This is a genomic window from uncultured Capnocytophaga sp., from assembly GCF_937936315.1.
Classification (GTDB): Bacteria; Bacteroidota; Bacteroidia; order Flavobacteriales; family Flavobacteriaceae; genus Capnocytophaga.
The window spans coordinates 20,371-33,986 of sequence record NZ_CALGWU010000030.1 but is presented as its reverse complement, the minus strand read 5'-3'; the positions used below and the strand labels follow the sequence as shown (position 1 = coordinate 33,986).

The following is a 13,616-nucleotide window of genomic DNA, read 5'->3' as shown; positions in this document are numbered from 1 at the left end:
GAACATACAAGACATCGTTCTTTTGATAATTTCGTAACCAACTTATTATCAGTACCTATAACTTATTCTTTCTTTGATAAAAAGCCTTCTATTAATTTACAAGGAAACATTGTTGATCTAAAAAGACTCGTTGCTGCTTAAATCAAACTCACGTTAAATTAACTATAGGACTATTCAACTAAAATTTTTATTAAAAAGACGTAAACGCTTATTTTTATACAGAATTCTACAATCTCATGCGAAATGTTACTTTTTAAAGTTCTTATCAGATTCTTCTATAACCTCTAGGACTTATTCGTAATCAGGATAACTAGTCGAACAAAGACTTTATCTATTTGACAATGATGAACATCTAACGGCTCAACAAATTGCAAATTTGTATAAAACAGATGGCAAGTTGAGCTTTTCTTTAAATAATTCAACTTGCCAGTTGAAAGGTTTAAAAAATAAAAAAGCAAAGCAAAAGATGAAGCTGTTTAAACTTTTTCCTATAATAAAGTAAAAGTTCCCGAAAATTAGTAATTTTGTGTTTGAGAAAAAACACCAAAATTCAGGAACTTTGGACAAAGATACAATAAATAAATGGATTATTCCCTTTTTAAGTGTAGGAAAAAGAGGATTTAAAAGTAATTTTGATTTAGCTTCAATATTTTTATTGATTCTCAAGAGATTAAAAACAGGGGTGCAATGGAGAGAACTTCCAATTGAAAGCTATTTTGAAAAAGCTGAAATCTCTTGGCAAAATGTCTATTACTACTTCAATAAATGGAGTAAAGATGGTAGTTTTTAGCGAGTATGGTTGAATCTATTAAGTAAGAAGAAAAGAAAATTAGATATGTCTTGTGTTCAATTGGATGGTAGTCATACACGTTGTCGTCAAAAAGGAGCGTCAGCAGGTTATCAAGCAAGGAAAAAAGCTGTAACCACCAATAGTATTTTTTTGTGTGATAATAAAGGGCAAATGATAGCAATGGGAAGCCCTAAAGCAGGAAATCACAATGACTTATATGAAATAGAAGAAGTACTAAAAGAAATCTTAGTTTTATTAGATAATCCCCGAAATGGAGAGCAACCATATGTTTATTTTGATGAAGAATTGTACAAAAATAGGTTTAAAATTGAACGAGCAAATAGTTGGATTGACGGATATAAGGGTTTGATAATGAGATATGAGTATCTTGATGTAACTTGGATTGGAATGCTTCTGTTAGGGTTTATTTCCTAGTTCCTCAAAAAAGTTTAAACACGTTTATTAATTATTTTTTGCTAATTGCCTATGATTTTATATATTTGTCACCAAAATAAGTTTGATAATGAAAAAAGTATATCTTAAAGAACAATTACAAACCATTACCTTGCGCAATGCTAACGGAATGGAGGTAAGTATAATGAACTTTGGTGGAATCATTAACTCCATAAAAGTACCAGTAAATGGAAAAATAGTAGAATGTGTATTAGGATTTGATACCTTTGAAGAATACATAAGCAATACTTATCGAGCTGAATACCCTTATTTAGGAGCAATCATCGGTCGTAATGCAGGACGTATTAAGTATGGAAAGGTAATTATCGAAGGAAAAGAAATACAACTACATTGCAATTTGGGTGAAAACCAAATACATGGAGGCTTTATAGGCTTTGATAGTGTATTTTGGGAAGTGATTGATCAAGTAGAAGGAGAAAATCCTTCTGTAACTTTACGGTATGTCAGTAAAGAGGGTGAAGAAGGCTACCCTGGTGAGGTAACTATATTAGTTACTTATATGCTTACTACTGATAATCGTTTACGAATAGATTACCACGGGATTACTACCGCCCCTACTATACTCAACTTAACCCAACACACTTATTTCAACCTCAATGAGAATGATAATAATGTTCTCAACAATACTCTACAAATAAAAGCTGAAAAATACGTCCCTTTAGAGGAAGGTTTTTTCACACCTACTGGTGAACGTCCTTCTGTTGCAGGTACATCTTTAGATTACCGCAACGGACAGAAAGTATATCCTCATACTGATAATTCGTTTGTACGTGAAATATCTGCCGATGAGGTAATGGCAACTCTCATTAATGGAGAGGAAACACTAAAAATGGAAGTACGTACCAATCATCCTGTATTACACATCTATGCAGGTTATTACTTACCTGAATTACATCCTGCACACCGCAAAACTTTAGGGCAAAACAAAGGCATCTGCTTTGAAGCACAAGGTTACGCCGATGCTACTAAACATCCTCAGTTCAACAATGTAGTCCTATTACCCAATGAGGTATATGAGTTCTTCACTGAGTTTAAATTCCAAGTAATCGATAAAAATAACAAGTGAGAAGATGAAATATTTAGCAACCAAAAATCCGTTTTTTAATGTCTCTGGACTTACATCATCAGAGGCTAATTATGTATGTGAACGTATCAAAGAACGACTTAAACCTATTCAAGACCTTGTTAGTTCTATAGAAACTCATACTTCTAGCATCGATGGAGAACCTTTAGATACTTTCACAAAGGTAGATGATATAGGTGGCAAACTCAATGAAATCGGTTCATTATATGCCATTTCAGCTTATTTGCGTACGGCTATCAAAGAAAAAGAAAACCGTTTAGAAATAGTAAATAAAAAACTAAACGAAGTACTTGTTAAAGCTGAACAAGAAGTAAAACCTATTGATTATGAACCTCTCAATCGACTTAGGGATGTTACTATTGAGGACTATCTCAAAACCCTTTCTTTAGAAGATGTAGTATGCTATAAAGAAGCAGAAGCTAAGGCTGCTCATATAGGCAAATACATCCACAATTTTGATGAAGTGCGTACCCAACTTAGCAAAAAAGAACTTATCAGTTTTAAAGAAGTAGGTGGACAAGTGATTAAAGTTAAAAACACTCCTTTATATGATCTTTCTGAACTACAACAGCTACAAGAGCTACTTTTAGCTGAACATCGAGAGTACGAAAGTGAAGTAAATTTCTATAAAACACAATTTTGTACTTATCAAAATAATAATAAATTACAATATGAACAAGAGTTACAATGTTTATTACAAGAACGACAAGCTAAGGTAAATGCTTTGGTAGTAGAAAAAACTGCAGAACTTACCAAACTCAAAGAAACTATAGCTAATTACAGAATAGTGGTACCTAATGTTTATAAAGAAACTATTACATCTCTATTGAAAAAAATAAGGCTAGGCACAAGGTAAAATAGTTGACTTATAACAGATTTGCTCTGTACCTATTTAGAAAACTACAAAACAGATTCCTTTTGACAGCAAACGCACATATTAAGATATTATCACTCTATACTCAAAATAGTTTTTTAAGGGATTTTTTTTTACACTCAAAAAATAAAATTCTATTCTCCTCTTACCTTAAAACTTTATTTTTAACTTTGCCTTTGTGGGTATAGAGATCTTAGACTTTATTTTTGCTTTCGGCTGTGTTCTGTCTTGTAGTTTTCACTTATAAGTTTAGTAGCAACTTTACTAAATGACATTTAACAATTTGATTTTCAAAATTGTTAGTTTTAATAATTAAAGAGTTTTTTATCTGTAGCAAATAAAAATTAACCTTACTTTTTTCAGTTCTTTGTGAAAAACTAACAACTTATTATTTATTAGAAAATATTTCTAAGTTGTCTCCTAATATAATATCTCACTCTGACATATTCTCTCAAATAATAAAAAAAGCTTCAGATAGTTCTATTTTATAAAGCTTTTTTAAATTAAAATATCATTTTCGCTTGCTTTCTTAAATTATATTATTACCTTTGCAACTTATAACATTTAACTCTAAAAGTAAATAAAAAATGAATAAATCCGTTTATATCATTGCCGCAAATGCCCATAGTGGCAAGTCGGTAGTGAGTTTGGGCGTGTTGCAAATGATTATGCGCAATACTGCTAAAGTAGGTTATTTTAGACCTATCGTAGAAAGTAAATCAAAAAAAGATACTTTTATTGAAACAGTTTTAGAGCACTTCAAACTTGATATGAGTTATGATGAAGCTTATGCATACACTCGTCAAGAAGTTATTGCTCTTAAAAATGAAGGTAATATAGGTGAAGTATATGACACTATCATCAAAAAATACAAAGCCTTAGAGAGCAAGTTTGACTTCATTTTAGTAGATAGTTCAAGTACTATAGATGATAGTTATTTTGATGTAAACTTCAACGCTTCAGTAGCACAAAGTCTCAATATTCCTGCTTTGATAGTGCTTAAAGACAACTTTTCTTCAGAAGCTGAATTGGTAAACCAAGTACAAGCAGAATTGAACAACTTCTTGGAAAAAGACTTACGTGTACTTAGTGTTTTTGTAAACAAGGCTACTAATGCCACACCTGATACACTTAGCAAATTAGAGCAACGCTTTAAAGATATTACCTTCACTCTAATTCCACGCAAAGAAGAACTTTCTCGTCCTACTATACGTGAGATAGCTAGTGCCCTCAACGCAAAATTTCTTTACAAAGGCGATAATATAGATGTTACAACAAAACGCACGATTGTAGGTGCTATGCAACTTTCTAATTATCTAGACAACCTTACTGAAGATAGTTTGGTAGTACTCCCTACTGATCGTAATGACCTTATAACAGGCACTTTAGTAGCTAACTATTCTAACTTTTCTAACGTAAAAGGAATGGTGCTCTATGGCGGGTTTGAACCTGATAAATCTATCATTAAAATATTAGAAGGAATTCAAAAAAATATTCCTATAATGCTTGCTAAAAGCAACACGTTTGAGACAGCTAATCTTATAGGTAATATCAAATCACGTATCTACCCTGAAAATACCGAAAAGGTAAAAATGCTTCTTCAACTATTTGATGAAAATGTAGATTCTGAAAAACTTAATCGTAATATAGCCTCTTTTAAATCGGAAACTATTACTCCTCGTATGTTCCAATATAGTATGGTACAAAAAGCACGTGCTGGACAAAAACACATTGTGCTACCAGAAGGTACTGATGACCGTATTCTTACTGCTGCCTCTCAATTGGCAGAAGATGAACTCGTTTATCTTACTATTTTAGGTGAACCTGAAGCAATTAAAACTAGAGCTAAAAATATTTTAGGCTTGAAATGGAATGAAGAGCGTATTAGTATTATCAATCCTGCTGAAAGTGATAAATATGAGGCTTATGCTGAAAAATTATATGAATTGCGTAAGAGCAAAGGATTGGAACTTTCACAAGCTAAAGATCTAATGCTCGATGCTTCTTATTTTGGTACAATGATGGTATTCCTCGGTGATGCCGATGGTATGGTATCAGGAGCAGTGAATACTACTGCTCACACTATCCGTCCGTCTTTGCAATTTGTAAAAACTAAACCAGGGGTAAACACCGTTTCCTCTGTTTTCTTTATGCTCTTGCACGACCGCGTATTGGTATATGGCGACTGTGCCGTAGTGCCTAACCCTACCGCTGAACAGTTGGCTGATATTGCTATCAGTTCTGCTGACTCTGCTATTGCCTTTGGCATCGAACCTAAAGTAGCCCTCCTCTCCTACTCTTCTGGTAATTCTGGTAGTGGTGCCGATGTAGACAAAGTCCGTGAAGCAACAGCACTAGTAAAAGAACGTCGCCCAGAACTACTTGTAGAAGGGCCTATACAATATGACGCTGCTGTAGATCCAAAAGTAGGTAAACAAAAAATGCCAAATTCACCCGTAGCAGGACAAGCAAATGTGCTTATCTTCCCAGACCTTAACACCGGTAATAACACCTATAAAGCAGTACAACGCGAAACAGGTGGTCTTGCTATAGGACCTATGTTACAAGGATTGAAAAAACCTGTAAACGACCTAAGTCGTGGGGCTCTTATCCCTGATATTTACAATACTGTACTAATCACTGCAATACAATCAGAATTTTAATTAGATGTTACTCATTAGTTGCCAGAGCAGTTAGAAACGCTGACTACTAATGACTAACTTTTAAATACTAACACCTAAAATATACTAAAAATGGAAATTTTAATTATCAATTCAGGGAGTTCATCTCTTAAATATCAGTTGGTAGATTCTACTACAGGTGAAGCAAAAGCTAAAGGCGTAGCCGATCGTATCGGTATTGACGGCAGCTTTGTAAAATACGTAGCTGTAAAGAATGGTAAGGAAGTGGAAGTAAAAAAAGAAGAGTCTATTCCTAACCACGAGGTAGCTATGGATATAGTAACTACTTTACTTACTGACCCTGAAGTAGGGGTTATCAAATACCCAGAAGATATTAAAGCTATTGGGCACCGCATCGTACACGGAGGAGAGAAGTTTGTTCAGCCTACTATTATTACTGATGAGGTAACAGCTGAAATAGAGCGTCTTATTCCTATATCGCCTTTGCACAACCCTGCAGCACTTGAAGGGATACGCGCTGCTCAAAAACTTTTTACTAAAGCAACTCACGTAGGTGTTTTTGACACTGCTTTCCACCAAACAATGCCTGCACGTGCTTATCGCTATGCAATTCCTAATGAATATTACGAAAAATATGGTTTGCGCTCATACGGTTTTCACGGTACAAGTCATAAATTTGTCGATGCTGAAGCACGTAGATTCCTAAATAACCCATACCTTAAAAATATTACTATTCACTTAGGTAATGGGGCTAGTATGGCTGCTGTAAATCAAGAGGGCAAATGTATAGATACCTCAATGGGGCTTACTCCACTTGATGGACTTATTATGGGAACACGCTCTGGACAATTAGACCCTTCTATTATTTTCTTTTTAACAGAACAATTAGGACTTAGCTTAGACCAAGTAAAGACCCTCTTGAACAAAAAGAGTGGTATGATTGGACTTACAGGTTACTCAGACGCACGTGATGTAGCAGCTCTTTACCGCTCTGGAGATGCTAATGCTGCCCTTTGCTATGAAATGTATGGCTACCGCGTTAGAAAGTTTATAGGAGCTTATACAGCTGCCCTTAATGGGGTAGATAGTATTGTATTCACAGCTGGATTAGGAGAACATGATACTCTTACCCGTTCATTTGCTTGTAAAGAAATGGAGTTTTTCGGCATCAAACTTGATGAGAATAAAAATGAAGAGTTAAACCATACTACAAAACCAGTTGAAATACAAGCAGCTGATAGTAGAGTAAAAATTTTGATAATCCCTACTAATGAAGAATGGCAAATAGCTAAAGAAGTAGTAAATTTAGTAACTTTATAATTGCCTAGTAAAATTCAGATAAGTATTGTTCTTCCTTATCTTTTAAGGAAGAACAATACTTTTTTCAATCACCTAGTAAATTAGCAGAATGTATATTTTTAGCCTATTCTATAGTATTTTTATCCTTCAATAGAAAACTTCCTAATCCTTTTACTTTATAAGGATAGTAAATGTAAATAAGATACCCAAAACATTCTGAAATAGCACTATGAGTAAGATCCTATGATAAAAAATAGAATCCATCACTAAAGATTTGAAAGAGTTTTTCTATACCTCCCTCCTCCACTATTTTAAGTAAGTAATATAGTGCAAACATTCTCAAATCAATAATTGAAGAAGCTAATTTCTTTACATTACCCCCTTAAAGCAGTTTTAGTGGCAGTTTCTGTAATATCTCAACTCTCAAAAGGATAATTCCTATAAGAGGCATTCCTCCTATTATATATCCAAAAAAAGTCTATTTTTTTCTTCTATAATCAACTCTAAAGCTATAAGTGACTATTTTATAGGTTATTTTTCAAGATGATTTTTTATATATTCAAAAGATAAAGTTTAACTTTTATGTAAAAGAGCTTGAATATATGAATTGTAAAGTTGAAAACGATACTGATTGAGGATTAAAGTAAGTTTCTCTTTTATAAGAGGTTTAATTTTCAGTACAATAAGATATTTAATAACCTTTGGGGGTATCATAAACAATTTCAGAAGCAGCCTCACTGCAAGATGAAGTACATTCTTTAGGCAATTCTATATTCAATGATTATTGGTCGTTACTTAGTACTAACGGCTTCTTGCAAAAGTTGAGATAAAGATTGTATTAGTCAGTAAATTTAGTTTCTAAATCACTTACATATTTTTTGAAAGCACGATCGGTTTCTATTAAATTTTCCACAGTTTTGCAAGCGTGTAATACTGTAGCGTGATCTCGTTGTCCTATTTGACTTCCAATAGTAGAAAGTGAGTTTTTTGTATATTTTTTTGAGAAAAACATAGCTAGCTGTCGGGCTTGTACTACATTTCGCTTACGGGTTTTAGAATGCAAAGATTCTATATTTAAATTGAAATAGTCTGCTATAATTTGTTGAATATGATCAATAGTCAAATCGTTCTTATTATTTTTCACAGATTTATCAATAATACTTTGTGCAAGTTCTATAGAATATTCTTTACGATTAAAAGCAGCCTGAGCTATAAGTGAGTTACTAACTCCTTCTAATTCACGCACATTGGTACGTATATTTTCAGCTAAATAAGCAATAATATCCTCCCCTATTTCTGCTCCATCATTGTAGAATTTATTTTCTAAAATCTTATAACGAGTTTCGTAATCAGGAGTTTGTAACTCAGCTGAAAGTCCCCATTTAAAACGAGAAAGCAAGCGCTGTTCTATATCGAATAAATCTACTGGAGCTTTATCAGAAGTAAGAATTACCTGTTTACCATTTTGATGCAGATGATTAAAAATATGAAAAAAAGCATCTTGAGTTTTTACTTTCCCTGAAAGAAACTGAATATCATCTACTATGAGTACATCTATAAGTTGATAGAAATGAATAAAATCATTGAGAGTGTTTTTTTCTTTATCTTTTGTTGTAGAAGCACTAATAAATTGTTGAGTAAACTTTTCTGCAGAAACATAAAGTACTTTTTTCTTAGGATATTTTTCTTTTATATCCACCCCTATTGCATGAGCTAAGTGAGTTTTTCCCAAACCTACCCCTCCGAAAATAAATAGTGGATTAAACGCTGTTCCTCCAGGCTTATTAGCTACTGCCATTCCTGCAGAACGTGCTAAACGATTAGAAGCTCCTTCTACAAAATTGTCGAAGTTTTGATGTAAGTTTAATTGAGGGTCAACAGTTATCTCACGAATTCCAGGAATTACAAAAGGATTTTTAAGCCCAGGATCTTTAATGCTAGTAGCTAAAGACAAAGTTTGTTTGGCTAATTCTGGACGATTAGTACTTGGAAGTTGTTCTTTCATCAGAGGATTATCCACAATATATACAAGACCAGAGTTTACTCCCAAGGTAAAAGTCATAGCTGATTTTAAAAGAGAAATATAATTTTCTTCTAACCACTCACAAAAGAATTTACTAGGAACTTTAATTTTCAAAGTATTTCCTTCTAGCTCCATAGGTACAATAGGAGCAAACCAAGTGTTAAATTGTTGCTCAGCAATGTTGTCTTTTATAAATTCAAGACACTTACTCCAAACTTTTTCAGCTGCTTCTTTCATTTTTTAGGGTGCTACTTTTTAGCTAAAAATTTGATTATTAGATTTTTTTACTAATTTTGCCGGTGATAAAACTGTTCTTTTTTCAGTCAGCAAAATTGTGAATAATTTTTGAATAAAAAAAATATTTAACATTTGTTTTTCTGAATTTATTTTATAAGGGAACGATGTTAATCTTTTGTTAATGTTTATATCTATCTAATTATGAAAGAATTATACTTCGATTATGTACTGCGTACTCGCTATGCAGAAACCGACCAAATGGGGGTGGTATACTATGGTAATTATCCTCAATACCTCGAATTGGGAAGAGTGGAATGGTTGCGCTCTATTGGTTTTACCTATAAAGCAATGGAAGAAGAAGGAGTTATGATGCCTGTGGTTTCTTTGCAAATTCAATATAAAAAACCAGCCCTATATGATGAGTTGATTACCATTCGCACCAAACTAAAAGAATTGCCTTCTACAAAAATTGAGTTTGATTATGAGATTCTTAATGAAAGAGGAGAGTTACTTTCCACAGCTAACACCATATTAGTATTTGTAGATGCAAAAACTTTTAGACCAGTGCGCTGTCCTGAAAAGGTATTAAAATTAATTGAAGAGAAGATGTGTAATTAGTCGCTAATAATGAATCGTTAGTCGTTAGTAGTGAGATACTAACGACTAACGATTAAAAAGCTAAAGACTATCTGTAGTTTTTAATGAGATTTTTCACTAAAAGAATTACATTAGGCATTGCTATATTAGCTGCATTGAGTACTTCTTCGTGTGATACATCTGGTGAGATTTCTGGACCTCCTAAATCCGTGATAACTGAAAGGGCACACACCTCCATATTTTGATGACGTGCTACAATCACTTCAGGCACAGTACTCATACCTACAGCATCACCTCCTAAAACACGTACCATCCCATATTCTGCAGGCGTTTCAAATGAAGGTCCTTGTAAACCTACATATACTCCTTTTTGAAGTTTAACATTATACTCTTTAGCTATTTTTTCTAATTCAGCTATCATAGCGTGGCTATAAGGTTTGCTCATATCCGGAAAACGAGCTCCAAAGAGGTCTAAGTTTTTACCACGTAGAGGATGTTCAGGAAACATATTGATATGATCACGAATTACCATTACATCTCCTATAGAAAAGTTAGGGTTCACACCTCCTGAAGCATTAGAAACTATAAGTCGTTTAATACCCAATTGTGCAAATACGCGTATTGGAAAAGTTACCTCTTGCATTGTATAACCTTCGTAATAATGGACCCTTCCTGCCATCATCAATACATATCGGTTCTCTATTTTCCCATAAATAAGTTTACCTTTATGACCAAATACGGTAGACTTAGGAAAGTTTGGGATATTATTGTATTTAATTTCCGAAATCACTTCCACTTCGTTTTCTAATTTACTAAGTCCAGAACCTAAAATAATAGCAAACTCAGGTGTGTGTTCCGTGATATACGACTGTATAATGCGAGCCGTTTCGTTAATTTTGTCGTAGACTTGTTGCATATCTTTATAATATTTTTATTGCTTATTGAAATTTTGTAACACCAAATTTAGCCGCTTCTGCTTTTGCTTTTGGTACTAAAGAGGTGAGATTTTTAATACGAGAAGCATCAGAAGGGTGAGTACTGAGAATAGTGGGGGTAGATTTACCATCTTTTTTAGCTGCCATACGTTTCCACAATTCAGGAGCTTCAGCAGGATCATACCCTGCAATTGCCATAATTTGAATTCCTATAGCATCAGCCTCTGTTTCATTAGAACGACTAAAGGGCAACATCACTCCTAAGTTAGATCCCAAACCATAAGCTAACATAAACTGATCAGTATAAGCAGCATATTTACTACTTTGTAAAGCAATAGAACCTGCTACAGCTCCTATTTGTTGCAAAGTACTTGCGCTCATACGTTGGGCACCGTGGTCAGCTAAGGCGTGCGCCACTTCGTGTCCCATTACTACTGCTAAACCTGCTTCAGATTGTGTTACTGGTAAAATTCCTGTATAGACTACAATCTTACCTCCTGGCATACACCAAGCGTTCACTTCAGGACTATCCACTAAGTTGTATTCCCAGCGATAATCGTTTAAATAACCTTTATACCCATTCGTATCAAGCCACAATTCAGCAGCTTTAGCTATACGCTCACCTACACGTTTCACCATAGCTGCATCATTAGTGCCTTTCAACACCTTATTTGAATTTAAAAAGGTGGAATACTGACTAAAAGCCATTGGGAAGACTTTACTATTAGGCATAAAGTTAAGGGTACTCTTTCCTGTAAAAGGATTGGTTTTACAAGAAGAGATCATCAAAAGTAATGTGATTAAAATTAATTTCTTCATAAAATTTTATTTGAGGGCAAAGATAGTAAATAATTAGTAACTAGCAATGATTAATTAACATTTTTAACAATTCTAATTCTCCTAACAACTTTGCAAAAGTTTAAAATTTTAGTAAAGTACACATTCCTACCCTTTCCCCCAACTCAATTTTTGTTCATTGTTACTTGTTAATTATTAATTAATTTGTATCTTTGCGCGCAAATTAAATAGAAATGGCAAATACCAAGTATATATTTGTAACTGGAGGAGTAACCTCTTCTTTAGGGAAAGGAATCATTGCAGCTTCACTTGCAAAACTCTTACAAGCTCGTGGCTATAGGGTAACAATACAAAAATTTGATCCCTATATCAATGTTGACCCTGGCACTCTCAACCCCTATGAACACGGTGAATGCTTCGTAACTGAAGATGGCGCTGAAACTGACCTTGATTTAGGGCATTATGAACGTTTCTTAAACGTACATACCTCTCAAGCTAATAATGTAACTACTGGACGCATTTACCAAAGCGTTATCGAAAAAGAACGTCGTGGTGAGTTCTTAGGAAAAACAGTACAAGTAATTCCTCACATTACCAATGAAATTAAAGAACGCATTCAGATACTTGGCAAAACAGGCGAATATGATATTGTGATTACCGAAATTGGAGGCACAGTAGGTGATATAGAATCATTGCCTTATATAGAATCAGTAAGACAACTTTTATGGGACTTAGGAGAGCATAATGGCATTGTGATACATCTCACTCTAGTACCTTATCTTGCTGCAGCAGGTGAGCTCAAAACTAAGCCTACACAACACAGTGTAAAAACTTTAATGGAAAGCGGTATTCAAGCCGACATACTCGTTTGCCGTACTGAACACGAACTTTCTGACGATCTACGCTACAAGTTAGCTCTCTTCTGTAATGTAAAACGTGAGGCTGTAATCCAATCTATTGATGTACCTACTATCTATGATGTACCGAATGTTATGCTCCTAGAAGGTTTGGACAAAGTAGCTCTCAAAAAGTTAGATCTCCCTTGCAAAAACGAACCCGATCTCAGCCAGTGGAACACTTTCTTACAACGTTATAAAAACCCTAAACACCGTATAAAAATAGGTTTAGTAGGTAAATATGTAGAATTACAAGATGCCTACAAATCAATTTTAGAAGCTTTTATTCACGCGGGAGCTGCTAATGAAGTACGTGTAGATGTAGAAAGTATTCATTCAGAACATTTGAATGAAGAAAACATAGAAGTTAAATTAGGTCATTTAGATGCTGTACTTGTAGCTCCAGGCTTTGGCGGACGTGGTATTGAAGGCAAAATTAAAGCTATTGAATATGTTCGCAAGCACAATATTCCATTCTTAGGTATTTGCCTCGGTATGCAAATGGCTGTAATTGAATTTGCTCGTCATATTGCAGGTCTTAAAAACGCTAACTCTACCGAAATGAACGGGCAAACACCTTTCCCAGTAATTAGCTTAATGGAAAGTCAGAAAGAAATTACTCACAAAGGAGGGACTATGCGCTTAGGTGCTTGGGCTTGTGAACTTACTAAAGGAAGCAAGATATACGATGCCTATGGTAAAAAAGATATTTCAGAACGCCATCGCCATCGTTATGAATTTAACAACGACTACAAAGTACAACTTGAAAAAGCAGGTTTGCAATGCACTGGTATCAACCCCGATACAGGCTTAGTAGAGGTAATAGAATTGCCTAATCACCCTTGGTTTGTAGGTGTCCAATACCACCCTGAATACAAGAGTACTGTTGCAAATCCACACCCACTATTTATAGCTTTTGTAAAAGCTGCTTTGAATAATAAACTAAAAAAGAACTAAACAACAGATA

General features: G+C 34.2%; 11 protein-coding genes. 8 read left to right on the top strand and 3 right to left on the bottom strand.

Annotation, left to right across the window (positions count from 1 at the left end):
* The first annotated feature begins 526 nt into the window (after window positions 1-526).
* The 6 genes from Q0162_RS05515 (at window position 527) to Q0162_RS05490 (ending at window position 7,184) form a co-directional block, all read left to right on the top strand.
* Window positions 527-790 carry a transposase gene (locus tag Q0162_RS05515; protein WP_297890201.1) on the top strand — a complete coding sequence of 88 codons (264 nt, stop codon included), beginning with the start codon at window positions 527-529 and terminating at the stop codon, window positions 788-790.
* 45 nt (window positions 791-835) lie between these two features.
* Window positions 836-1,225: a hypothetical protein gene (locus Q0162_RS05510; protein ID WP_297890199.1), complete on the top strand. Its 390-nt coding sequence runs from the start codon at window positions 836-838 to the stop codon at window positions 1,223-1,225.
* Window positions 1,226-1,313: 88 nt separating this feature from the next.
* Window positions 1,314-2,330, top strand: a complete 1,017-nt coding sequence (locus Q0162_RS05505; protein ID WP_297890197.1) for an aldose epimerase family protein — start codon at window positions 1,314-1,316, stop codon at window positions 2,328-2,330.
* Window positions 2,331-2,334: 4 nt separating this feature from the next.
* On the top strand, window positions 2,335-3,204 hold the full coding sequence (locus tag Q0162_RS05500) for a hypothetical protein (protein WP_297890195.1): 870 nt from the start codon (window positions 2,335-2,337) through the stop codon (window positions 3,202-3,204).
* Between the two features lie 605 nt (window positions 3,205-3,809).
* Complete coding sequence (gene pta / locus Q0162_RS05495; protein ID WP_297890193.1) at window positions 3,810-5,885, top strand: phosphate acetyltransferase; 2,076 nt, start codon at window positions 3,810-3,812, stop codon at window positions 5,883-5,885.
* 90 nt (window positions 5,886-5,975) lie between these two features.
* Window positions 5,976-7,184, top strand: coding sequence for an acetate/propionate family kinase (locus tag Q0162_RS05490; protein ID WP_297890191.1), 1,209 nt, complete (start codon window positions 5,976-5,978; stop codon window positions 7,182-7,184).
* 817 nt (window positions 7,185-8,001) lie between these two features.
* Here the strand turns inward: Q0162_RS05490 and dnaA are convergent.
* Window positions 8,002-9,423, bottom strand: a complete 1,422-nt coding sequence (gene dnaA, locus Q0162_RS05485; RefSeq protein WP_297890189.1) for a chromosomal replication initiator protein DnaA — start codon at window positions 9,421-9,423, stop codon at window positions 8,002-8,004.
* 201 nt (window positions 9,424-9,624) lie between these two features.
* On the opposite strand from dnaA, the gene Q0162_RS05480 reads away from it, so the two are divergent.
* On the top strand, window positions 9,625-10,041 hold the full coding sequence (locus Q0162_RS05480) for a thioesterase family protein (RefSeq protein ID WP_297890187.1): 417 nt from the start codon (window positions 9,625-9,627) through the stop codon (window positions 10,039-10,041).
* A 67-nt stretch (window positions 10,042-10,108) separates the two neighbouring features.
* On the opposite strand, the gene Q0162_RS05475 is transcribed toward Q0162_RS05480, so the two are convergent.
* Both Q0162_RS05475 and Q0162_RS05470 read right to left on the bottom strand, forming a co-directional pair.
* Window positions 10,109-10,936 carry a purine-nucleoside phosphorylase gene (locus tag Q0162_RS05475; protein ID WP_297890185.1) on the bottom strand — a complete coding sequence of 276 codons (828 nt, stop codon included), beginning with the start codon at window positions 10,934-10,936 and terminating at the stop codon, window positions 10,109-10,111.
* Window positions 10,937-10,958: 22 nt separating this feature from the next.
* Window positions 10,959-11,774 (bottom strand): M48 family metallopeptidase, encoded by an 816-nt coding sequence (locus Q0162_RS05470; protein WP_297890183.1) that lies wholly within the window; start codon window positions 11,772-11,774, stop codon window positions 10,959-10,961.
* Between the two features lie 212 nt (window positions 11,775-11,986).
* On the opposite strand from Q0162_RS05470, the gene Q0162_RS05465 reads away from it, so the two are divergent.
* Window positions 11,987-13,606: a CTP synthase gene (locus Q0162_RS05465; RefSeq protein WP_297890181.1), complete on the top strand. Its 1,620-nt coding sequence runs from the start codon at window positions 11,987-11,989 to the stop codon at window positions 13,604-13,606.
* Window positions 13,607-13,616 lie beyond the last annotated feature (10 nt).